This is a genomic window from Bradyrhizobium daqingense (assembly GCF_021044685.1).
Lineage (GTDB): Bacteria > Pseudomonadota > Alphaproteobacteria > Rhizobiales > Xanthobacteraceae > Bradyrhizobium > Bradyrhizobium daqingense.
Window position 1 is genome coordinate 4,544,249 of the sequence record NZ_CP088014.1, and the last position, 23,036, is coordinate 4,567,284.

A 23,036-nucleotide genomic window follows, 5' to 3' on the forward strand; every position below is an offset into this window, starting at 1 on the left:
AGCGGAGCGGGCGGATGGATCGTCTCAAGCTGAAGGCCGTGCTCGGCAATCATCCCCATATCAAGGCGGTGAAGAGCGGCGAGCTCCGCTCCGATCTTTTCGACCTCGACTTCGTCGAGTACACGCCGACCAACACCGCGTTCAAGCCGATGGTGCGGGAGCAGGCCTTCGACGTCTGCGAGATGGCGATCGTCACCTATCTGATGGCGAAAGCGTATGGCAAGCCGCTGGTGCTGCTGCCGGCGACCATGCTCGGCCGCTTCCAGCACGCTTATGCGCTTTACAATCCAGCGCACGGAGCGCTCGGGCCGTCCGACCTCGAAGGCAAGCGCGTCGGGATCCGCTCCTTCACGACGACAACTGGGGCATGGATCAGGGGCATCCTGGCCAATGATTACGGCGTCGCTCTCGACAAGATCCGCTGGATCACGTTCGAGAATCCGCATGTCGCCGAATATGTCGACACCACCGAGCGCGCGCCGAAGGACAAGAACATTTTGCAGATGCTGCTCGACGGCGAGCTCGATGCCGTCCTGGGCGAGACCTCTGATAGTCCGAAGCTGAAGCCGCTCTTCCCTGATCCGGCCGCAGAGGCGGCCAAATGGTACGCCCGGCGTGATGTCGTGCCGGTCAATCATCTCGTGGTCGTGACCGAGAAGCTTGCAAGATCGCGCCCTGATGTGGTCGCCGGCGTGTACGATCTGCTCAAGCGGAACAAGGATCAGGCGGTGCCAGCGCTCGCGCCGGACTTCGTTCCGTTCGGGGTCGAAGCCAACAGGAAGGCGCTGGAGTTGATCGTCGACTACGCATTTCAGCAGGCGCTGATCCCGCGCCGCTATGCGGTCGAGGAGCTGTTCGACGAGAGCACACGAGGATTGAATTGATGGCAGGGGATCCCAGACGCTGGCAGATCGGGCTGGTCGGGTACGGTGAAGTCGGCCGGATCCTGGCCGAGGATTTGCGCCAGCAGGACATCAAGGTCTCAGCCTATGACATCAAGCTCGGCGGCGAGCAGGGCGGTCCCCTGAAGGAACACGCGGCGAGATTCGGTGTGGCACTCGTGGCATCTCATGCCGAGTTGGCTGCGAAGTCCGATTTCATCATCTCCGCGGTCACGGCAAGCCAGGCCGTGCCGGTGGCAAAGGCCTGCGCGGGCGCGCTCAATCAGCGCACCTGGTTCCTGGATTTCAACTCGGCCTCACCGGGCGCCAAGCAGCGCGCCGCCGCGCTGATCGATGGCGCCGCCGGCCGCTATGTCGAGGGCGCGGTGATGACCTCGGTGCCGCCTTATCGCATCAAGGTGCCGCTGCTGCTCGGCGGCCCCGGCGCGCGAGAGCTCGAGCCGCTTCTGAACGCGATCGGCTTTGCGGCGAAGGTTGCCAGCGACAAGCTCGGTGTGTCCTCGGCCGTGAAGATGTGCCGCAGCATCATGATCAAGGGCCTGGAGGCCATGGTCATCGAGAGTTTCACCACCGCGCGCGCCTATGGCGTCGAGGATGCGGTGCTGGCCTCGCTCGCGGAAACGTTTCCCGGCATCGATTGGGAGAAGCAGGGCGCCTATTGCTTTCAGCGCGTGATCGAGCACGGCCGCCGCCGTGCGGAGGAAGTGCGCGAGGTTGCCGAGACCGTGCGTGAGGCGGGGCTGTCGCCGTGGTCTGCGCAAGGCACGGCCGAGCGCCAGGCCTGGGTGGCAGATCTTGCCGATGAAGGGCTGTTCGGCACCAAGGGCACCGAAGAGTTTGCCGGCAGCCCCGACTGGCGGACCGAGGCGGACCGAATCCTGTCGAAGATCAATCGCGCCAGATAATCAGCTCAGGACCGTGCCCCGGACCTGAATGCTCACGAGCTGGTCGCGGGCGCGTTCGATCAGGTCGATCAGAGTTCTGGACTTGCGGGCGAGCTGGTCCGTGGCCGGTTGCGTGCGGAAGTCCGCCAGCACTGCGCGAACGCATTTGTTGGCGGCGTCGAGCGTCCACAGCGTGCGGTTGACGTCGTCCTGTGTCTGGATCCCCGAGATATCGAGATCCGACAAAACGTGGCCGATACCGTCGAGCCGCTTCACCGCATTATCGGTGGGCGTTCCGGCCTGAATTGAATGATAGTCGATGGAGCTGAATGCGCTGAACATATCCATACTCTTTCCCGATCGCACGCAAATGATCAGTGCAGGTCCTAGTTATGGCCGGCGAGATGGCCTCGCAACGCGTGGGGCTACGGTCCGGGATTCTACCGGCTCGGCTGGGCCGAATCGGCGGTAAAATCGAACGGCAGCGGCCAATAGCAAGGCAGGTATCCCGACAATCTTACCGCTGAAGGCGGCGAGCCGGCCTTGCCTGTGGATGGAGCGGCCCCGCGGCCGCGACATCAGCTCTGGGGATGGAACAGCTTTGGCCGCTGCCGTTCAAAAGTCTGTCGGCCGGCCTTGAAGCCCAACACGACATCAGGCAGCTCCGCGATGGCGAAGCGGCTGTCCTGCGTATCCAGCACGATGAGATCGGCGGGATTGCCGATTTTGATGCCGTATTCTTTGAGGTTCATCAGCCGGGCCGGCAGTTCGGTCACGAGATCGAGGCAGGTCTCGAAATCGCTGACCGAGGCGTGCGCGACGTTGGCGTAGAAGTTCGCCATCCGCAGCAGCGAAGCGTCTCCGAACGGTGTGAACGGGTTGAGCACGTTGTTGGTGGCGACCGAGCACAACACGCCCTCGCCGGCGAGCTTGTGGGCGAGCGTCAGTCCGCGCGGCGCGTTGTGGGTGGCCTCGCGCCCCATGAGATAGAGATCGGTTGCGGGCAGCACGGTGACGGCAACGCCCGCTTTTGCCAGTTGCGCGGTGGCAGCTTTCAGCCGCTCCGGCGGCAGCGCCGACAGCTTGGTCGCATGGCCGATCGCCACGCGCCCCCCATAATTGCGCCGTTCGGTCTGGCGGCAGACCTCGTCGAGATGCCACCAGGAGGGATCGAGATCGAAGTCGAGATGGAGGTCGACGTCGACGTCGAACTCCTGCGCGAGATCGAAGATGCGTCCGAGATGGGCGGTCGGGTCGGTGTCCATATAGGGGCAACCGCCGATCACCTCGCCGCCGTCGCGCAGCGCCCGGATCAGCAGCTCTTCGCTGCCGGGGTCGTTGGTCAGGCCTTCCTGCGGGAAGACGCAGAGCGACAGGTCGATCGCCCAGGCATAGTCACGCTTCAACGACCTGACTGCCTCGAAGCCGCGCAACGCGATGCGCGGATCGATTTCGACATGGGTGCGCATGCGCGTCGTGCCGTGCATGATCGCGCGTTCGATCACTTTTGCGCCGCGCGCGTAGACGTCCTCGACCGTAAAATCCTTCTTCATCCCGGCAACGGCGCGGATGGCCTCGGAGACGCTGCCATGGTCATGCCCACAGCGGCCGAGCAGGCAGGCCTTGTCGAGATGGATGTGGGTATCGACGAAGCCGGGCAGGGCGAGGCGGCCGCCGAGATCGACTTCGATGGCGTCGCAAGCGAGCCGCGGTTCGATTGCGGCGATGCGGCCGCCTTTCACGCCGATATCGACGGGGCCGGCGGACGATCGCAGCAGCGCGTTGCGAAAAATCAGGTCGAGGGCGGTCTGGATGGTCATGGCGTTGGATTCAGCAACGGAAGCCTAGCGGAAGCTGCCGGAGCGAGCAGCTCCAGATTGTGTGCAATATCGACATCAAACTGTTCAAAAAATGTGCATGCAGTTTGGCGCAAGAATTGTAGAGTGTCGGCGCCCCGGAGAAGCCTCATGTCCATGCCCGCAAAAGCCGAACGCTCCCCGATGACCGACGCTGAGATCGTCGAAGCCTATCTCACGGCCTCGATGATCCCGGATCCCGACGCAGCTTCAGCCTATATGAAGCCGGGCACGGTGATCACGTTCACCGGCGGACGCGAGTTCGATCATCCGCGCGGGCCGACCGGCTTCAACGCGAAGCGCTATCGTTGGGTCAAGAAGAAGATGGATCGGTTCGACGTCTGCCCCGGCGCGGACGAGACCGTCGTCTACAGCGTCGGCACGCTCTATGGCGAGTGGATGGACGGCACACCGTTCGAAGGCAACCGCTATGTCGATCGCTTCGTCGTCTGCGGCGGCCAGATCGTGAAGATGGACGTCTGGAACGATAGTGCCGAGCGGATCCTCGTCCAGCGCGGGATCGAGGCCTAACGCCTGCGCATCACCTTCGGCAGCTTGACGACACGACCGCTCGTCGCTTCGTCGGCATAGGGCGCGAGGATGTCGAGCAGGTCGCGGCCGCGCTGCGGAGTGGGGGCCACCAGCGCGCGATTGGCCACGGAATCCAGGTGATGGTGCATCAATTCCATCACCTTGGTCTCGTCGCCTCTGGCGAGCGCCGAGATGATGGCGCGGTGCTCGTTGACCGCGCATTCGGTCGAATGCGGCCGGCTGTAGAGCGACAAGGTCAGGCAGCAGCGATAGGCGACCTCGCTGACATAGCGCACCAGGATCGGGCTGTTCGTCATGTGCGCGAGCAGGATGTGGAACTCGGTGGCGAGGCGGATCGAGACCGGATCGGTGCCGCCGCGCGCGCGGTCCTCGGCGTCGACATGGGCGTTCAGCTCGGCGATCTGCGCCTTGGTCAGCTTGCCGGCGAGCTGGCGGACGACGAGGCCTTCGAGCTGGATCCGGATGTCGAAGGCATCGCGCGCCTCCTGCCAGCTCGGCGTCGCCACCACCGCGATGCGGTTGCGGCGGAGCTCGACCAGGCCTTCTGCGGCGAGCTGCCCCAGCGCGTGGCGGGCAATGGTGCGGCTGACGCCGAAGCGGTCGCCGAGCGCATCCTCCGGCAGCTTCGCACCCGGCTCGAGCGCCTGCTCGATGATCGCGCGCCGCAAGGCGCGGCAGATCACGCTGACCTTGTCCGACGATTCAGAAGTCTTGCTGGTGGGGCGCGCCGCCATCGGCGATTCCTTGGGGGTACCGGTCGAAATTCCTCTCTAGCACATCCCTGGCACAATCCAGCGCTCCAATTGCATGCAGTTTGATGCCCCGATTGCCCAAATCGAATCCCCTCAAGGGACGGTATTCTGGCCAAACCCCTAATTTTTGCCGGAAGCGATCGCTGGCATCCAGCTTGCATGCACTTTTTCCATGATGCGCATGCAACCCAACATCCAATTCGATGGCCAGCCAGTTCCTCAGGCCGGGGCGTCCACCGCCATCGAGCTGTCGGACGCCTCCGTGACCTTCGGGCGCGGCGACCGCGCCGTGCCTGCCCTGTCGAAGACCTCGCTCAAGATCGCCGACGGCGAGTTTGTCGCATTGGTCGGCCCGTCAGGATGCGGCAAATCGACCATTTTGCGTCTCGTCAGCGGCCTGGTGCAGCCGACCAGCGGTGTCGTCATCGTCGGCGGCCGCGAGGTCGCGGCGCGGGCGATGCGGGTCGGCATGGCCTTTCAGAATCCGACCATGCTGCCGTGGATGACCATCGAGCGAAACATCATGCTGCCGCTGAAGATCGTCGAGCCATTCCGCTCGAACTTCCGCAAGCTGCGCAAGACCGAATTCCGCGACAAGGCCAATGCGCTGCTGGAGCAGGTCGGCCTCAAGGGCTTCGGCAGCCGCTATCCCTGGCAGCTCTCCGGCGGCATGCTCCAGCGCGCCAATCTCTGCCGCGCGCTGATTCACGAGCCCCGGATGTTGCTGCTGGACGAGCCCTTCGGCGCGCTCGACCAGTTCACGCGCGAAGAGCTGTGGGCGATCCTCCAGACGCTCTGGATGAGCCACAAGCCGACGGTGCTCTTGGTCACGCACGATCTGCGCGAGGCCGGCTTCCTCGCCAGCCGCATCTGCGTGATGAGCGCGCGTCCCGGCCGCATCCTCGACGATAGCCGGGTCGAGTTCGCGCGTCCGCGCACGGTGGCCATGACCTTCGAGCCGGATTTCGTCGCGCTGAACCAGAAGCTGCGCGCCTTCATCGAGGATGCGCGCAGCGCAGGCGAGCAGGGAGCAGGCTGATGTTCGGGATCGATGTCAGGCAGAAGGCGTGGTCGGCCGGATTGATCGTGCTGTTCTTCGTCGCCTGGGAGCTGTTCTGCCTGATGACGGGCATGTCCGACCTTGTGCTGCCGCGGCCGTCGCAGGTCTTCGTGACGCTGGTGGAGCGCTTTCCGGTGCTGTGGCCGCATATCGTGCAGACGCTCGCCACGACGATGTTCGGGTTCGTCCTTGGTGTGGCCCTCGGCGTGGCCCTTGGCGCGATCATCGGTGTCTCGAAGACGGCTTATGACACCTGCTACCCGCTGCTGATCGGCTTCTCCTCGATCCCCAAGGTCGCGGTGGTGCCGATCTTCGTGCTGTGGTTCGGCTCGGGCACCGTGCCGGCGGTGCTGACGGCGCTGTCGATCTGCTTCTTTCCGATCGTGGTCAACATCGCGACGGGTCTTGCCACCACCGAGCCCGAGCTCGAGGACGTGCTGAAGGCGCTCGGCGCCAGCAAGTTGGACATCCTCTGGAATGTCGGCTTGCCCCGTACCATGCCGTTCTTCTTTGCTTCGCTGAAAGTCGCGATTTCCTATGCCTTTGTCGGCGCGGTGCTGTCGGAGACGGTCGCCTCCAACCGCGGAATCGGCAATGTCATGATGACCGCGTCCTCCAATTTCAACGTGCCGCTGGTCTTCGCCGGGCTGTTCGTGCTCGCCGGCCTCGGGGTCGCGCTCTACGTCGTGTTCTCGCTGATCGAAGGCCGCGTCACCGGCTGGGCGACGCGCAAGAACGACGTGATCGCCACCTGACGGAATTGAACAACCATCACGCAACGAAGCTGAGGAGGTCTCGATGTTGAGAAAAGTAGCTGCCACGATCGTCGGATTGGCACTGACCACGGGCGTAGCCCTGGCCGAGGACACCACGATCAAGTTCACGCTCGGTTGGAAGACGCAAGGCAGCGATGCCGCGTTCTTCTACGCCAAGGACAACGGCTATTTCAAAGCGGAAGGCCTCAACGTCGTCATCGACCAGGGCGAAGGCTCCGGCGCCACCGTCACGCGTATCATGTCCGGCGCCTATGATGCCGGCTTCGGCGACGTCAACGCCATCATCCAGAACGCCTCGGCCAAGCCGCAGGATGCGCCCGTCATGGTCTACATGATGTGGAACCAGCCGCCGTTCGCGATCGTCGCCAAGAAGACCAGCGGCATCAACACCATCAAGGATTTCGAAGGGCGCACGCTCGGCGGCGCGCAGGGCACGCCGACGACGCGCCTGCTGCCGGTGTTCACGCGCAAGAACGGTCTCGACGGCGAGAAGATCAAGATCTCCAACATGGCGCCGAACCTGCAGGAGCCGATGCTGATCAAGGGCGATATCGATGCGGCCCTGGTCTTCAACATCACGAGCTACTTCAACCTGGTGCTCAACCGCCAGGACCCGGACAAGGACTTCAAATGGTTCTCGTTCGGCGAGTACGGTCTCGATCTCTACTCCAATGGCGTGATGGTCTCGCGCAAGCTGATCGCCTCGAACCCGAAGGCCGTCGCGGGCCTGGTGCGCGCCATCAACAAGGGTGCGATCGCGGTTGCCAAGGATCAGAACGCCGGAATGAAGGCGGCGGTGAACTACGACAATCTCATCAACGCGGATGTCGAGAAGCGCAGGCTGCAATATTCCTTCGAGAAGCTGATCGTTTCGCCCGAGATGAAGGAGATCGGCATCGGCGACATCAAGGATGATCGGATGGCGCGCGCCATCGGCGTCGTGGTCGAGGGCTACCAGCTCGCCCGCGCCCCGGCGCCGGCGGAAGTGTTCTCGCGCGAATTCCTGCCGCCGCGCGCGGAGCGGGAGCTGGTATATACGGCCAATTGATCCCAGGGAGACGCTCATGGCCACGGAGGTTTCGGCAACCAGCCTGTTCTGTGGCCCTGATCGCGGCGTCAGCGACAACGTCGTGCTGCGGCACGACGGCGGCGTCATCACCGGGATCGCCGAAGGAGCGGGGCCAGGACCGCGTTCCTTCGTCATTCCGGCCTTCGTCAATGCCCACGACCATGCCCGCGCCACCGCATCGTCCTTCGGCGCGGTCGGCATGCCCCTCGAAAGCTGGATCTTTCGGACCGCGCTTGGCACGCCGGTCGATCCTTATCTGACCGCGGCTTCCGCCTTGGCTCGCTCGGCAAAGGCCGGCTGCGCCGCGATGATGGTGCACTATACCCGCCCGAGCGGGACGATACCCCTGGTCGACGAGGCCAGGGCCGTCGCGAAAGCCGCCTCCGACGTCGGCATCCGCATCGCCTTTGCCATGGCCGTGCGCGACCAGAACCCGATCGTCTACGGCGATGCGGAGCCGATGCTCTCGGGCCTGTCGCGCGACGACCGCAAGACCATCGAGGATCTGTTCGTCCGCGCGCCGATACCGCCAAGAGCGTACATCGAACTCACGGACGCCATCGCCGCCGCCATCGCCGGCCCGATGGTCGACGTTCAGCTCGGGCCCGCCGGTGTGCAATGGTGCTCGAAGCCGCTGCTGGAGGCGGTCGCCGAGAATTCGGCGCGCACCGGCCGCCGCATCCACATGCATCTGTTGGAGACTGTGTACCAGCGCGCCTGGGCCGACCAGCATTTTCCGGACATGGTCCGCTGGCTGCGCGATATCGGTTTCCTCTCGGAGCGGCTGACGCTCGCGCATTGCATCCACGCAAGGCCGGATGAACTGGAGATGATCGCGACCTCCGGTGCACGCATCGTCACCAATTTCAGCTCGAACATGCATCTGCGCTCAGGTCTCGCGCCGATTGCCGCCGCGCATGGATGCGGCTGCGCCATTGCGGTGGGCGTTGACGGCCTGGCGCTGGATGAGGACGACGACATCCTGCGCGAGATGCGGCTGGTGCAGATGGTCCATGGCGGCCTCGGCTTCAAGCCGAATTGGACGCCAGCGGAAATGTTTGCGCTCGCCATCCGCAACGGGCGCCGCGCCACCGGCGCGCCCGGGAGCGGAGAGCTCGCGGCCGGCAACCCCGCCGACTACGTCGTCATCGACCTCGACCGGCTCGATCGAGACCAGATCATGCCCGTCGATCCCATGGCGCTGCTGTTTGCGCGCGGCAACGCAACGCTGGTGAAGGAGGTCGTCGTCGCAGGCAAGACGATCGTGAGGGATGGGGTCTGTGCGGGCGTCGACCTGCCGGCCATTGAACAGGAGCTGCGGGCCATGTACCGCGCCAATGTCGGCAAGCTCGACAGCTTCCGGCGAATGTGGCCCCCGCTGGGGGAACGGCTAGGCGCCTGGTTCGAGCAGCAACTGACCTGCCAGTGAGAGCGGAACGATGCCGCGACTGCATCTATATCAAGGGGCGATAGCTGTTAGACGCAGCCTCGTCTGGCGCTTGACGGACCTGTAGGCTATCAGCTCCTCGATAGCTCGATACAAGTCGCCCCTTCGAGGAGTCTCCGATGCGCCTACCTACCGCTCTCCTGGCCCTGACATGTCTTGCGGGCTCTGCTTCAGCACAAGATCTCTCGGGCACGCTCCAGAAGATCAAGGAGACCAAGAAGATCACGCTCGGCTATCAGGAGGCCTCGGTCCCATTCAGTTACCTCGACGGCAACCAGAAGCCGGTCGGTTTCGCCATGGACATCTGCCTTGGCATCGTCGAGGCCGTGAAGAAACAGCTCGGCATGCCAGACATCGTGGTCGACACAATCGCGGTGACGTCGTCGAACCGGATTCCGCTGATGGTCAACGGCACGCTCGATCTGCATTGCTCGGCGACGACAAACAATGCCGATCGTCAGAAGCAGGTCGCCTTCACCAACACGCACTTCCTGAGCGCCACGCGATTTGCGGCGAAGAAGGCCGCCAGGATCAACACCATCGACGATCTCAAGGGCAAGGCGGTCACGGCGGTCGCCGGATCGGTCAACCTGACGCAGCTCGCCAAGGTCAACACCGAGCGCAACCTCGGCATCAACGTGATGCCGGCCAAGGACCAGGCCGAGGCGTTCCTGTTGCTGGAGACCGACCGCGCCCAGGCCTATGCGCTCGACGACGTCCAGCTCGCGGTCGCGATCGCGCGGTCGAAGGAGCCGCAAGCCTACTTGATCAGCGAGGAGGCGTTCTCCAAGCCCGAGCCCTACGGTATCATGCTGCGACGGGAGGATGCGCCGTTCAAGGCGCTCGCCGACCGCGCAACGGCGGAGCTCTATGCCAGCCCCGAGATCGAGGTGCTCTACAAGAAATGGCTGCAATCGCCGACGCCTCCGAACGGCCTCAACTACAACGTCCCGATGTCGCCCGCGTTGCGCAACGCGTTCAAGAAGCCGAGCTCGAGCGCCGATCCTGATGTATACGTGGTGAACTGAGACGAGGGCGCTGCTCATTGCTGCGCCCTCTCCCCTTGTGGGAGAGGGCAGCTCCGCTGGTCGATGCGAGCTCACTTGGGTGAGGGGTCTGTCTCCGCGGATGCATACCCCTCATCCGGCGCTCCACGCCACCTTCTCCCACAAGGGGAGAAAGGAAGAAGGCACCCTCCTTCTGGGCCAGCACCGAGTTCACGCATTCGAATACTTCTTCAGCTCGAACCGCGCGATCTGGTTTCTGTGGACTTCGTCCGGTCCATCCGCGAGCCGCAGTAGCCGCGCGGTGGCGTAGGCCTGGGTCAGTCCGAAATCGTTCGAGGTGCCACCGCCGCCATGGGCCTGGATGGCCCAGTCGATGATCTGGCAGGCCATGTTGGGCACGGCGACCTTGATCATTGCGATCTCGGCCTTCGCCACCTTGTTGCCCACCGTGTCCATCGCGTAAGCCGCGTTCAGCGTCAGCAGCCGGGCCTGCTCGATCATGATGCGGGCTTCCGCGATGCGCTCCTGCGTCACGGTCTGCTCCGAGACCGGCTTGCCGAAGGCGACGCGGCTGCGCACGCGGCGGCACATCTTCTCCAGCGTCCGTTCGGCAAGCCCAATCAGCCGCATGCAGTGATGGATGCGGCCCGGGCCGAGACGGCCCTGCGCGATCTCGAAGCCGCGGCCTTCGCCGAGCAGCATGTTCTCCTTGGGCACGCGGACATTGGTGAAGAGGACTTCGGAGGCGCGGTCGGGCACGCCGTAGAAGCCGAACACGGGGAGGGGACGTTTCACCTCGATGCCGGGCGTGTCCATCGGGACCAGGATCATGGATTGCTGCTTGTGCCGGTCCGGATTATCCGGATCGGTCTTGCCCATGAAGATGCAGATCTTGCAACGCGGGTCGGTTGCGTTGGTCGTGTACCATTTCCGCCCGTTGATGACGTAGTGGTCGCCGTCGCGCACGATCGAGCTCTCGATGTTGGTCGCATCGGATGATGCGACCGCCGGCTCGGTCATGGCGAAGCAGGAGCGGATTTCGCCCGCGAGCAGCGGCTTCAGCCAGCGCTCTTTGTCCTTCTCCGAGCCGTAGCGTTCCAGCACCTCCATGTTGCCGGTGTCGGGCGCAGAGCAATTGAACACTTCGGGCGCAAGATGCGAGCGGCCCATGACTTCGCACAGCGGGGCATATTCGAGGTTGGTGAGGCCAGCGCCGTGATGGCTCTCGGGCAGGAACAGATTCCAAAGCCCCTCTGCGCGCGCCAGCGGCTTCAGCTCCTCAACGATGGGAAAGACCTTCCAGGGGCCGAGCTCTTCGGCTTCGCGATAGAATCGTTCCTCGTTCGGATAGATGTGCCGGTCCATGAAACTCTCGAGCTTGCGCTTGAGCTCGACGACTTTTGGCGACATCGGGTAGAGCATTTCTGGTCTCCTTGATCGATCGACGGCGGCTAGCCGATCTCGAGATAGTCGGGGCCTGGCAGTTGGGGGAAGGGGGCGGTCGGCAGCGTCTGGTACCAGAACGCCACGGAGGCGATGTCGTCCTGCAGCGGAAGGTATTTTGATTCCTTGACGCCGGGCAGCCAGCCCAGCGCCTGGATGGTCACGCGCAGATCGGAGCGGAATCGCACGGGATCGGGAATGTGCCAGCGATACAGGCCGAAGCGCTGTTGCGATTTGTAGACGCCGTCCGGGCGGATCACCTGCGGCAGGCCGGCATAGGGCGTGGTGAACTCCACGTAGCGAGACTGCCCCTGGCCGGCATGCGCAACATGGGGATCGAAATTGTAGGCGCCGCAGAAATAGTCCTCGGTCCCGGTGCCGCAGATGGTCGGAAATGCGCCGTCGCCGTCGATGTAGAACTTGATCTCGCCTTCGCCCCACCAGCCATTGTTGTTGACCCCCCAGGCCATGTAGGTGCCGACGTAAAGGCCGGCGCCGCTCACGCCGTCGAGGATGGTATAGACCTCCTTGTACGGCAGCGGATTGGTGCGCCTGAACTGGGCATGGAAATAGGCGCAATCTTCCGGCACGTCGGTCAGGGTGTAGTTGATCTGATAGTAGACCGTGAGCTGCCCCTCGCTGCGGTTCTCCAGCGTGAACCGGGCGCGCTTGCGGAACGGCATCTCCCAGTAGCAGTTGAAGGCCCGGCCGGGGTTGACGCAGACCGCGAGCGATGAGACCTGCGCATATTCCTCCCATCCGCAGGCGAAGAAATCACCGGCCGGGCACTCGACGCTGGGCTGTTCCTGGTCGTCCCAATAGACCCGCAGGATCGAATGACGCAAGCGCCCGCGCGCCAGCGTCATCCAGATCTGCTGGATCGCACCCTGGCCTTCGATGTCTGCCAGCGTGAACGTCGCGCCAGGCTCGATGACGACATAGGGCGAGACCTTCCAGCCCTGGCCAAGATCGCGGGCCTGACGCGCCGCGGGACCGTCGACGGACATGCCGCCCTTGCCCTTCTCACCGGTGAAATTCTCGGGGCTGATCGAGCGCGTCTGCGCGTTCGACAGGCGCGAGAGATTGCCGAGATGCAGGCCCAATCCGGAAAACGCCATGGAGTCCTCGATAGCGGTTAGCGACGTTCCGGTATATCGCTGCCAAATCTACCAAAACATGAAGCTGGACAAGCAAAGGCCCCGCGAGCGACCGCGCGTCGTTTAAGCGACGCGGTATTCCCTGAACTTCTCGCGCAGCGCCGATTTGAGCACCTTGCCGGTGCCGGTCATGGGGAATTCGTCAAGGAATTCGACGGCGTCGGGCATCCACCAGCTCGCGATCTTCGGGCGCATGTGCTCGAGCAGCGTTTGGCCATCGACGGTTGCGCCCTTCTTGCGCACGACGAGGAGCAGGGGACGCTCCTGCCATTTGTCGTGCGAGATCGCGACCACCGCGGCCTGAAGCACATCGGGATGCGACAAGGCGACGTCCTCGAGCTGGATCGAGGAGATCCATTCGCCACCGGACTTGATGACGTCCTTGGAGCGGTCGGTGAGCATGACGTGGCCTTGGCTGTCGATCACCGCCATGTCGCCGGTGATCAGCCAGCCATCGCGGTCGAGGCCTTCGTCGAGCTTCATGTAGCCGGAGGCGACCCAGGGTCCGCGGGCGCGCAGATGGCCGACGCTTTTGCCGTCGCGGGGCAATTCATTGCCGGCATCGTCGACGATGCGCAAGGTCGTGCCGAAACAGGCGCGGCCGGAGACCTGGCGACGGTCGAACTTCTCGTTGTCGCCGAGATGCTCCGAGCCCGGCCGCAGGCCCGGCATCGAGCAGCCCAGGGCCTCGGTCATGCCCCAGGCCTGGATGTAGTCGATGTCGTAGTCACGCTTGAGCTTCTCGACCATCGCGCGCGGCGGGGCGGAGCCCGACGACAACGTTGCGCGCAGCGTCGTGAACTTGTTGCCGGTGCGGCCGAGCCAGTCGAGCAGAATCAGCCAGAAGCTCGGCACGCCCGCAGACAGCGTCACCTTCTCGCCTTCGAGCAATTCATAGAGCTTGTCGGGTTCGTAGTTGCGGCCGGGCAGTACGAGTTTCGAGCCGGTGTAGGGAGCGCTGAACGGCATGTTCCAGCCATTGCCGTGAAACAACGGCGCCATCGGCATCATCACCTCGCGCACGCCTTCGAGATGGCCCGGCAGGAAGTCGAAATTGCAGCAGGTCATGGTCTGCAGGATCGCGGCGCGGTGCGAATAGATCACGCCCTTCGGGTTGCCGGTGGTGCCCGAGGTATAGCAGATGGTGGAGGCGGACTTCTCGTCGAACTCGGGCCAGGCGAAGCCAGCCTCGCTCTCTTGGTCCAGAAGCTCTTCGTAGCAATGGACGTTCTTTAGCTTCGTTTCCGGCATCCGCTCGCGTGAGGACATCACCACGTAGGCTTCGATCGTCGTCAATTGCGGCGCGATCGCCTCGACGATCGGCAAGGTGGCGCGGTCGATGAACAGCAGGCGGTCTTCGGCATGGTTGATGATGTAGACGAGCTGTTCCGGAAACAGCCGCGGATTGACGGTGTGCAGCACGTAGCCCATGCCGGGCGCCGCGTAGAACATCTCGAAATGGCGGTGCGTATTCCAGGCCAGCGTGCCGACGCGATCGCCCTTTGTCATGCCGAGCCGCTTCAGAGCCAGCGCCATGCGCTTAATACGTGGATGAGCGTCGGCATAGGTGTAGCGGTGGATGTCGCCTTCGATCTCGCGTGCGACGATCTCGGCTTCGCCGTGATAGTTGGCGGCATACTGGATCAGGCCGCTGATCAGAAGCGGCATGTCCATCATCAATCCCTGCATGGTCTCCTCCACCGCCACGTCGTTGCGCGACATGCGCTTGTGATTTGCGGGTACGCTAGCGGAAGGTCCTCCGACGTTCACGCAAAAAAGAAGCCACGTGATTGCGTGCGGCACTTTTTCAGGGCTAACTTCGTGCGAACAGCCGGCGAAGCGGTGTCTGCCGTGGAGGAGACGAATGTCAGCGGAAAAACACAAGACCGGTGCAGCCGGCGACACTACGGTCGATATCTCCGCCCTTCGTGCGCGCTATCGCGACGAGCGTGACCGCCGTTTGCGCAGCGAAGGCAAGGCGCAATATGTCGAGGTATCAGGCGATTTCGCCCGCTATCTCGACGATCCCTGGGCCGATCGTGCGTTCGCGCGCCAAGCCGTCCGTGAAGAGACCGAGGTGCTCATCGTCGGCGGCGGCTTCGGCGGCCTCTTGTGTGGTGCGCGCCTGCGCGAGGCCGGCATCGACAATTTCCGCATCGTGGAGAAGGCGGCCGATTTCGGCGGCACTTGGTATTGGAATCGTTATCCGGGCGCTGCTTGCGATACCGAGAGCTACATCTATCTGCCGCTCCTCGAAGAGACCGGCTACATGCCGGTGCGCAAATACGCGCGGGCGCCGGAGATCTACGAGCACTCCCGCCGCATCGGTCGACATTTCGATCTCTACGCGCGGGCGCTGTTTCAGACGATCATCGCACGCATGCAATGGCTGGAAGATGATGCACGCTGGCTGGTCGAGACCGATCGCGGCGATCGCATCCGCGCCCGCTTCGTCATCCTTGCCGGCGGCCCGCTGAGCCGGCCGAAGCTGCCAGGCATTCCCGGCATCGAAAGGTTTAGAGGGCACAGCTTTCATACCAGCCGCTGGGATTACGGCTACACCGGCGGCAGCGCGGAAGGTGGTCTCACCGGGCTTGCCGACAAGCGCGTCGGCATCATCGGCACCGGTGCGACTGCGGTGCAATGCGTGCCGCATCTCGGCCGGTCCGCCAAGGAGCTCTATGTCTTCCAGCGCACGCCGTCGGCAATCGGCGTGCGGGACGACCGGCCGACCGATCAGGCCTGGACGCAAGGCCTCAAGCCAGGCTGGCAGCGCGAACGCATGGACAATTTCACCGCCGTGATCTCGGGCGAGCCGTTCGAGCAGGATCTGGTGCAGGACGGCTGGACTGGCCTGCTCGGCGAGATATTGCTGGCGCCGCGCCGCCAGCCTCAGCCGGTCACGTCGACGGAAGAGGCGCTCAAGGTGATTGAGCAGGCCGACTACCGCAAGATGGAGGAGATCCGCGCCCGCGTCGATGCGGTCGTCAAGGATGAGGCGGCCGCTGCCGCTCTCAAGCCGTGGTACAAGGCGTTCTGCAAGCGGCCATGCTTCCACGACCAATATCTCGACACCTTCAATCGCCCGAATGTGCATCTCGTCGACACCAGGGGGCAAGGCGTCGAGCGCATCACGGAGAATGCGGTCGTGGTCGACGGCAATGCCTATGAGCTCGATTGCCTGATCTATGCGAGCGGCTTCGAGGTCGGCACCGATTACGCCCGCCGCATGGGATTTGAGGTGTACGGCCGCGAGGGTGTCAGCCTGTCCGAACGCTGGCGCGATGGCGTCAAGACCTTGCACGGATTCTACAGCCGCGGCTTTCCGAACTGCTTCCTGATCGTCACGGTGCAGGCCGGTCAGAGCGCCAACTTCCCGCACATCATCGACGAGCAGTCGCAGCACATCGCCTATGTGATCGCTGAGGCCCGCAAGCGCAAAGCGCGAACCCTGGAGCCGACGCCGGCCGCCGAGAACGCGTGGGTCGACGAGGTCGTCAGGGCCGCGCTCGGCCGCCAGACTTATCTCGCCGAATGCACGCCCGGTTACTACAACAATGAAGGCGTGTTCGATCCGATCGCGGCCAGAAACAGCCAATATTGGCGCGGGCCCGTGGCATTCCTGCGGCTACTGGGCAAATGGCGCAAGGAGGGCAATCTGGAAGGCCTCGAACTGTCGTATGATCGCGCCATGGAGTCGGCGCCTTCGAGCAGCTAAGATTGATCATCGATACAGTACGGGAGATAGCGGGTATGATCAGGGGCAGGGCTGTTGCGGGGGTGGTTTTTGGCGCGGTGGCGCTCCTTGGTTGCCTCGCGTCCACAGCCGAGGCCGCGCAATGCGGCAGCTCGCCGGCCGGCTTCGAGGCCTGGAAGCGCGAGTTCAGTGCGGAGGCGCAAGGAAAGGGCATCGGCCCCACCGCGCTCTCGGCCCTGATGCAAACCAATTATGCCAGCGCCACCATCGCAGCCGACCGCGGCCAGCGCAGCTTCTCCCTGACGCTCGACCAGTTCCTGGCCAAGCGCGGCGCCACCACCATCGTCGCCAAGGGCCGCCAGCTCAAGCAGTCCCAGGCTGTGTTGTTCGCCTCGATCCAGCAGCGCTACGGCGTCCCGCCCGGGCCCCTGATCGCGATCTGGGGCATGGAAACCGGCTTCGGCAGCCAGCGCGGCAATCAGAACATGCTGTCGTCGATCGCGACGCTGGCCTATGACTGCCGCCGTCCCGAATTCTTCACCGACCAGCTCTATGCCGCCTTGAAGCTGATCGACCGCGGCACGCTGTCGGGGTCGACCCGCGGCTCGATGCATGGCGAGGTCGGCCAGACCCAGTTCATGCCCAAGAGCATCCTGGCCTATGGCACCGGCAACCTTGAAGTGGCTGCCAATGCGCTGAATTCGACGGCGAATTTCCTCAAAGCCCACGGCTGGAAAGCAGGAGCCGGCTACCAGCCGGGCGAGCCGAATTTCGCCGCGATCGAGGCCTGGAATGCGGCCGGTGTCTACCAGAAGGCAATCGCGCTGATGGGACGTCAGATCGATGAAGGCGGCGGCGCCGCGGCATCGCGTTAGTTCAGCAAGCCGTGATGCGCCGGCACGAGAAAGTTCTTGCCATCAGGAACCGACGGCACGAGGTTTGCTTTGATCAAGTTCGGGGCTAGGCATGAGGAGACTCACCATGGCGACCCAGATCGTGATGGATCAGACGGGCGATACGCGCCACGAGTTTGATCCTGGCAATGCCGAAGCGCTGGCGCGAGCCGAGCGGCGCTTTCGGGAGCTGACCGGAGCGGGCTTCACAGCCGCGCTGCGGACTGGACCGGGCGAGGTCACCCGGATCCGATCGTTCGATCCGACCGCGCAGGAAACGCTGTTCTATCCGCGCCTGGTCGGCGGTTGATCTGAGCTGCCCATGATCGCGGCAGTTTGGCTCCGCGCCCCGGCGCGTGCGCGCCTGCATGCGTTGCGCGAACTCTATCGGCGCTTCTTCGGCGAGAACACGCCGGATGCTCGTGGTCGCCGGCTGCTCTTCGAATGGCTCTCGCCCGCACAACGCGTGCAATTCGAGGAGCGTCGGTATTTCGACGTCGTCGGCTGCGACACCGGCAAGATCTATCGCATTCACTACGGCACGGCCGCCAACGTCCACGAGATCGACGGTGAAGGCCGGGCGACGATGGGATGGTGCTTCGTTCCGTCAGGGTTCCTGGTGCCGGGCGACGTGATGCTGGCGCAGAAGATCGCGCTCGAGACCGACGAGAGTGGCGCGCTTGCACTCGCCAACCGGTTTCCGCCGGCAACGCATTCGGACCACTTTTACCGGCGGCCGTTTTAGGGCCGGACGCAGCCGGCGTGATCAGTGGTGCGTGGTGCGATAGGCGTCGACCGCGTGCGCCGTGAAGACGCCTACGCTGCAAAGGGCGAGTAGGCCGGAGATCAGTTCGATCATAGCTCATCCTCCCGCAGCGGCTGGGCGACGAGGTTCTGACAGCAGGAATATTCGTAGAGCAGGTCGAGGATGAATTGCATGGTGGCCGTCCCTGTATTTATTTTGACAACCATTTAACCGGCCATCTGTTTCAAGCGTGTTTCGTCGCATCCGGAATGGGGTTTCGCCGGGAACCGAGGGGCTGGCTTGTGCACTGCGGTCCCGCTATTGCTCGAGCTTCATTTGCCGCTTTTTCGAGGGTGGCACATCGGATTGCGAGGCAAAATCATGGCGCAGGTCGAATGGTTCGACGATCTCACCATCGGAATGCGGTTCAGATCTCCCGAGGTCGAGATCACCGAGGCCGACATCAAGCGCTTTGCCGCCGAGTTCGATCCGCAGCCGATGCATCTCGACCACGACGCCGCCAAGCTGACCCTGTTCAAGGGGCTCGCTGCCTCAGGATGGCACACCGCCGCCATTGCTATGAACCTTGCGATCCAGGCCCGTCCTTTCGGCCCGCACCCGCTCATCGGCGCCGGCGTCGATGGACTGCGCTGGACCATGCCGGTGCGGCCCAACGACCGCCTGCATCTGGTCGGAGAGGTCATGAGCCTGACGCCATCGAAGTCGAAGCCGCAGGGCATCGCGCTGGTGAAGTGGACGATGTTCAACCAGAACGACGAGGAGGTTTACACTTTCACCCCAATCGCGATCGTGCCGCGGCGGAGCTAAGGTCGGCCCCGCCGTTGGCTTGAGCCTTCAGGTGTCCGGCAGAGGTGGTCATTTCGGCTCCGGGGAAGGCGCTGGAGGCTGACATGAAACGACTCCTTTTCACAGCCGGCTTGCTCGCCGGTGCCTTGAGCGCCGGGCCGTCGCTCGCGCAACAATCCAAGGTCGGCGACTGGACCATCGGGAAGCGTACGCAAGACACCCATTGCAACGCGAGCCGCGGCTACAAGGACAAGGAAGACGAGAACCGCGACTACGTCATCGTGGTCACCTATTCCGACAAGGCCATCGTGATCGTCATGATCTATGGCGGCTGGGAATGGGATAAGACCGGCGAGATCCTGCGGGCCGACGTCGGCACCGATGATGCCGATATCATGAAGAAGGCGAAGTGGGAGGTCATGGACGAGACCACCGTGCGCGGCATCTTCGAATACGATCAGTCGATCATGGACCGGCTGTCAAAGGCCAAACGACTCACCCTCGATTTCGAGGACGATGAGGACGACAGCATCGAGATGCAGATTCCGCGCGCCGGCGAGGCGCTGGCCGCGCTGAAGTTCTGCGAGGAGAACAGGAAATAAACCTCCAGATATCCGTTGCTGCGATCGCATTTGGCCTGTTCGCCCGGCGAGGGCCTGATCAATGCCCTGCGCCCTGGACCGGCGCCGCGCTGATGTCGCTGCCGTGATGCGTCAGCGGCTTCATGCCGGTGACAGTCCGCAGCAGCACATAGAACACCGGCGTCAGGAATAGGCCGAACACGGTGACGCCGATCATGCCCGAGAACACGGCAACGCCCATGGCGCGCCGCATCTCCGAGCCGGCGCCGGTCGAGAGCACCAGCGGCAGCACACCCATGATGAAGGCCATCGAGGTCATCAGGATTGGTCGCAGTCGCAACCGGCTGGCCTCGATCGCGGCCCGGATCGGCGTGCGTCCGGCGAATTCGAGCTCGCGCGCGAATTCGACGATCAGGATCGCGTTCTTGGCGGAGAGGCCGACCAGCACGATCAATCCAATCTGGGTGAAGACGTTGTTGTCGCCTTTAGATATCCAGACGCCGAACATCGCGGCGAGCAGCCCCATCGGCACGATCATGATGATCGAGAGCGGCAGGGTCAGGCTCTCATAGAGCGCGGCCAGCACCAGGAACACCAGCAGGATCGCCAGGGGGAATACCCAGATGCCGGAATTGCCGGCGATGAACTCCTGATAGGTGAGGTCGGTCCATTCGAAAGCGAAGCCCGGCGGCAGCACCTCCGCCGCGATCCGCGTCGCCGCCTCCTGCGCCTGTCCCGACGAGAAGCCGGGCGCAGCCGCCGCGTTGATGTCGGAGGACAGGAAGCCGTTGTAGCGGATCGCGCGCTCCGGCCCCGCGCTCTGGCGGATCGTGAGCAGCGCCGATAGCGGCACCATGTCGCCAGAGGACGAGCGCACCTTCAGCTGCCGGATGTCGTCGGCCCGCGCGCGGAACGGTGCATCGGCCTGGACGCGCACGGAATAGGTGCGACCGAACTTGTTGAAGTCGTTGACGTAGTAGGAGCCGAGGTAGATCTGCAGCGTGTTGAACACCTCAGTCACGGGGACGCCCAGCTGCAGCGCCTTGGTGCGGTCGATGTCGGCGTAGAGCTGGGGCACGTTGACCTGGAAGCTCGAGAACACGCCGGCGATCTCCGGCGCCTTCTGCATCGCAGCCATGAAGGCGTTGGTCGCTTCGTTCAGCGCCTCATAGCCGAGGCCGGCGCGATCCTCGATCTGCAGCTTGAAGCCGCCGATGGTGCCGAGGCCGTTGACCGGCGGCGGCGGGAACATGGCGATGAAGGCTTCCTGGATGCCGGCATATTTCTTGTTCAGCTCCGCGGCAATCGCAGGGCCGCTGAGCGAGGGATCCTTGCGCTCGTCGAACGGCTTGAGCGTCGAGAACACAATGCCGGCGTTCGAGGAGTTGGTGAAGCCGGAGATCGACAGGCCGGGGAAGGCGACCGAGCTTTCGACACCGGGCTGGGTCAGCGCGATGTCGCTCATCTTGCGGATCACCTCTTCGCTGCGATCGAGCGCGGCGCCGTCCGGCAGGCGGGCGAAGCCGACCAGATACTGTTTGTCCTGGCCCGGCACGAAGCCGCCCGGCACCTGCTGGAACAGGAGCGCAGTGATGCCGACGAGAACCACGTAGAGGCCCATCACCGCGGCCTTGCCCGAGATCACCTTGCCGACGCTGCCGCTATAGTTCTCCGAGGAGCGCGTAAACGCCTTGTTGAAGCCACGGAAGAACCAGCCGAGGCTTTTTTCCATGATCAGCGTCAGCCTGTCCTTCGGCTCATTGTGACCCTTAAGCAGCAGCGCCGACAGCGCCGGCGACAGCGTCAGCGAGTTTGACCGCGGAGATCACGGTCGAGATCGCGATCGTCAGCGCGAACTGCTTGTAGAATTGCCCGGTGAGGCCGGAGATGAAGGCAAGCGGCACGAACACCGCGACCAGCACCAAGGCGATTGCGATGATCGGCCCCGACACTTCGCGCATGGCCTGATAGGTGGCATCGCGCGGCGACAGGCCGGACTCGATGTTACGTTCGACGTTCTCGACCACGACGATGGCGTCGTCGACGACGATGCCGATCGCGAGCACGAGACCGAACAGGCTGAGCGCGTTGATGGAGAAGCCGAACACGTGCATCACCGCGAAGGTGCCGACGATCGACACCGGCACGGCGAGCAGCGGGATGATCGAGGCCCGCCAGGTCTGCAGGAACAGGATCACGACCAGAACGACCAGCGCGATCGCCTCCAGCAACGTGTGGATGACGGCCTCGATCGAGGAACGCACGAATTGGGTGGGATCGTAGACGATCTGGTAGGACACGCCTTCGGGCATGTTCTTCTTGATCTCTGCCATGGTGGCGCGGACATTGTCCGAGATCTGCAGCGCGTTGGAGCCCGGCGCCTGGAAGATCGGGATCGCCACTGCCTGCTTGTTGTCCAGCAGCGAGCGCAGGCCGTATTCGGAGGCACCAAGCTCGACGCGCGCGACGTCGCGCAGGCGCACCACTTCGCCGCGCCCGCCGGTCTTGACCACGATGTCGCCGAACTGCTCCTCGTTCGCGAGCCGGCCTTCCGCATTAACCGACAATTGCAGGTCGATGCCCGCAACGTTGGGGGAGGAGCCGACCACGCCGGCGGCGGCCTCGACGTTCTGCGCCTGGATCGCTCGCACGATGTCGCTGGCGGTCAGCCCATGCTCGGCGGCCTTCTGCGGGTCGACCCACACGCGCATCGAGTAATCGCCGGCGCCGTAGAGCTGGACGTCGCCGACGCCGTCGATCCGCGCCAGACGGTCCTTGACGTTGAGCACGGCATAGTTGCGCAGATACGTCATGTCGTAGCGGCCGTTCGGCGACAGCAAATGCACGACCATGGTGAGGTCGGGCGAGGACTTCTTGGTGATGATGCCGAGCTGGCGCACCACGGCGGGCAGGCGCGGCTCGGCCTGCTGCACGCGGTTCTGCACCAGCTGTGTCGCCTTGTCGGGGTCGGTGCCGAGGCGGAACGTCACCGTCAGCGTCATCGCACCGTCGGTGGTCGCCTGGCTCGACATGTACAGCATGTTCTCGACGCCGTTGATCTGCTCCTCGATGGGAGTAGCCACCGTCTCCGCGATCACCTTGGGGTTGGCGCCGGGATAGGTCGCGCGCACCACGACGGACGGCGGCACGACATCGGGATATTCCGAGATCGGCATCGCGAACAGCGAGATCAGCCCCCCGAGGAAAATCAGGACGGAGAGAACGCCAGCAAAGATCGGACGATCGATGAAGAACTTTGAGAGATTCATGGCCTTGCCCCTGGGCAATATCGTGCGTGTCTCCGCCAACTCCCCCGTCATTCCGCCGCGCGCCATGCGCGCGAACCCGGAATCCAGAGGTGGTGTGGTCGGAGTATCGAAATCTCCAGATTCCGGGTTCTCGCTACGC

The 23,036-nt window shown here is 63.8% G+C and carries 20 protein-coding genes and 1 pseudogene; 14 read left to right on the forward strand and 7 right to left on the reverse strand.

The genetic code is table 11. The features are described from left to right. The first annotated feature begins 14 nt into the window (after positions 1–14). On the forward strand, positions 15–884 hold the full coding sequence (locus LPJ38_RS21400; RefSeq protein ID WP_145640170.1) for a substrate-binding domain-containing protein: 870 nt from the start codon (positions 15–17) through the stop codon (positions 882–884). After that, positions 884–1,807 carry a DUF1932 domain-containing protein gene (locus LPJ38_RS21405; RefSeq protein ID WP_145640173.1) on the forward strand — a complete coding sequence of 308 codons (924 nt, stop codon included), beginning with the start codon at positions 884–886 and terminating at the stop codon, positions 1,805–1,807. Before LPJ38_RS21400 ends, LPJ38_RS21405 begins: the two co-directional genes overlap by 1 nt. On the opposite strand, the gene LPJ38_RS21410 is transcribed toward LPJ38_RS21405, so the two are convergent. Both LPJ38_RS21410 and LPJ38_RS21415 read right to left on the reverse strand, forming a co-directional pair. Further along, positions 1,808–2,134: a hypothetical protein gene (locus LPJ38_RS21410; RefSeq protein ID WP_430640277.1), complete on the reverse strand. Its 327-nt coding sequence runs from the start codon at positions 2,132–2,134 to the stop codon at positions 1,808–1,810. It lies immediately after the preceding gene. A 230-nt stretch (positions 2,135–2,364) separates the two neighbouring features. Continuing rightward, a complete protein-coding gene (locus LPJ38_RS21415) occupies positions 2,365–3,606 on the reverse strand; it encodes an amidohydrolase family protein (protein WP_145640175.1) in 1,242 nt (413 codons plus the stop codon). Positions 3,607–3,753: 147 nt separating this feature from the next. Between LPJ38_RS21415 and LPJ38_RS21420 the strand changes: the two genes are divergently transcribed. Continuing rightward, positions 3,754–4,173 (forward strand): nuclear transport factor 2-like protein, encoded by a 420-nt coding sequence (locus LPJ38_RS21420; RefSeq protein WP_145640179.1) that lies wholly within the window; start codon positions 3,754–3,756, stop codon positions 4,171–4,173. Here the strand turns inward: LPJ38_RS21420 and LPJ38_RS21425 are convergent. After that, entirely contained in the window at positions 4,170–4,928 is a 759-nt protein-coding gene (locus LPJ38_RS21425; RefSeq protein WP_145640181.1) for a GntR family transcriptional regulator, read from the reverse strand. The two genes, LPJ38_RS21420 and LPJ38_RS21425, sit on opposite strands and share 4 nt — an antisense overlap. A 199-nt stretch (positions 4,929–5,127) precedes the next feature. On the opposite strand from LPJ38_RS21425, the gene LPJ38_RS21430 reads away from it, so the two are divergent. The 5 genes from LPJ38_RS21430 to LPJ38_RS21450 all read left to right on the forward strand — a co-directional run bounded on the left by LPJ38_RS21430 (position 5,128) and on the right by LPJ38_RS21450 (position 10,326). Further along, on the forward strand, positions 5,128–5,985 hold the full coding sequence (locus tag LPJ38_RS21430) for an ABC transporter ATP-binding protein (RefSeq protein WP_231088372.1): 858 nt from the start codon (positions 5,128–5,130) through the stop codon (positions 5,983–5,985). Then, positions 5,985–6,761, forward strand: a complete 777-nt coding sequence (locus tag LPJ38_RS21435) for an ABC transporter permease (protein WP_126261191.1) — start codon at positions 5,985–5,987, stop codon at positions 6,759–6,761. Before LPJ38_RS21430 ends, LPJ38_RS21435 begins: the two co-directional genes overlap by 1 nt. 43 nt (positions 6,762–6,804) lie before the next feature. Then, positions 6,805–7,830, forward strand: a complete 1,026-nt coding sequence (locus LPJ38_RS21440) for an ABC transporter substrate-binding protein (protein WP_145640184.1) — start codon at positions 6,805–6,807, stop codon at positions 7,828–7,830. Positions 7,831–7,846: 16 nt separating this feature from the next. Next, complete coding sequence (locus tag LPJ38_RS21445) at positions 7,847–9,280, forward strand: amidohydrolase family protein (RefSeq protein ID WP_145640188.1); 1,434 nt, start codon at positions 7,847–7,849, stop codon at positions 9,278–9,280. A gap of 137 nt (positions 9,281–9,417) precedes the next feature. After that, positions 9,418–10,326 carry an amino acid ABC transporter substrate-binding protein gene (locus LPJ38_RS21450; RefSeq protein ID WP_145640191.1) on the forward strand — a complete coding sequence of 303 codons (909 nt, stop codon included), beginning with the start codon at positions 9,418–9,420 and terminating at the stop codon, positions 10,324–10,326. Positions 10,327–10,515: 189 nt separating this feature from the next. Here the strand turns inward: LPJ38_RS21450 and LPJ38_RS21455 are convergent, their stop codons facing one another. The 3 genes from LPJ38_RS21455 to LPJ38_RS21465 form a co-directional block, all read right to left on the reverse strand. After that, positions 10,516–11,727 (reverse strand): acyl-CoA dehydrogenase family protein, encoded by a 1,212-nt coding sequence (locus tag LPJ38_RS21455; protein WP_145640195.1) that lies wholly within the window; start codon positions 11,725–11,727, stop codon positions 10,516–10,518. Between the two features lie 29 nt (positions 11,728–11,756). After that, the gene (locus LPJ38_RS21460) at positions 11,757–12,866 is read right to left on the reverse strand and encodes a glycoside hydrolase family 172 protein (protein ID WP_145640198.1); all 1,110 of its coding nucleotides are present in this window, start codon (positions 12,864–12,866) and stop codon (positions 11,757–11,759) included. 102 nt (positions 12,867–12,968) lie between these two features. Then, positions 12,969–14,594, reverse strand: a complete 1,626-nt coding sequence (locus tag LPJ38_RS21465; protein ID WP_145640255.1) for a long-chain fatty acid--CoA ligase — start codon at positions 14,592–14,594, stop codon at positions 12,969–12,971. A gap of 175 nt (positions 14,595–14,769) precedes the next feature. On the opposite strand from LPJ38_RS21465, the gene LPJ38_RS21470 reads away from it, so the two are divergent. The 6 genes from LPJ38_RS21470 to LPJ38_RS21495 all read left to right on the forward strand — a co-directional run bounded on the left by LPJ38_RS21470 (position 14,770) and on the right by LPJ38_RS21495 (position 19,649). Then, positions 14,770–16,623 (forward strand): flavin-containing monooxygenase, encoded by a 1,854-nt coding sequence (locus tag LPJ38_RS21470; protein ID WP_145640202.1) that lies wholly within the window; start codon positions 14,770–14,772, stop codon positions 16,621–16,623. 35 nt (positions 16,624–16,658) lie between these two features. After that, positions 16,659–17,477, forward strand: a complete 819-nt coding sequence (locus tag LPJ38_RS21475) for a lytic murein transglycosylase (protein WP_145640206.1) — start codon at positions 16,659–16,661, stop codon at positions 17,475–17,477. 106 nt (positions 17,478–17,583) lie between these two features. Continuing rightward, positions 17,584–17,805 carry a hypothetical protein gene (locus LPJ38_RS21480; protein WP_007592399.1) on the forward strand — a complete coding sequence of 74 codons (222 nt, stop codon included), beginning with the start codon at positions 17,584–17,586 and terminating at the stop codon, positions 17,803–17,805. A gap of 12 nt (positions 17,806–17,817) precedes the next feature. Beyond that, positions 17,818–18,240, forward strand: a complete 423-nt coding sequence (locus tag LPJ38_RS21485) for a hypothetical protein (RefSeq protein WP_145640208.1) — start codon at positions 17,818–17,820, stop codon at positions 18,238–18,240. A gap of 381 nt (positions 18,241–18,621) precedes the next feature. After that, on the forward strand, positions 18,622–19,068 hold the full coding sequence (locus LPJ38_RS21490; protein WP_145640210.1) for a MaoC family dehydratase: 447 nt from the start codon (positions 18,622–18,624) through the stop codon (positions 19,066–19,068). Positions 19,069–19,151: 83 nt separating this feature from the next. Beyond that, on the forward strand, positions 19,152–19,649 hold the full coding sequence (locus tag LPJ38_RS21495) for an invasion associated locus B family protein (protein WP_145640213.1): 498 nt from the start codon (positions 19,152–19,154) through the stop codon (positions 19,647–19,649). A 58-nt stretch (positions 19,650–19,707) separates the two neighbouring features. On the opposite strand, the pseudogene LPJ38_RS21500 reads toward LPJ38_RS21495, so the two are convergent. Next, a pseudogene (locus LPJ38_RS21500) lies at positions 19,708–22,897 on the reverse strand (efflux RND transporter permease subunit). Positions 22,898–23,036: the final 139 nt, after the last annotated feature.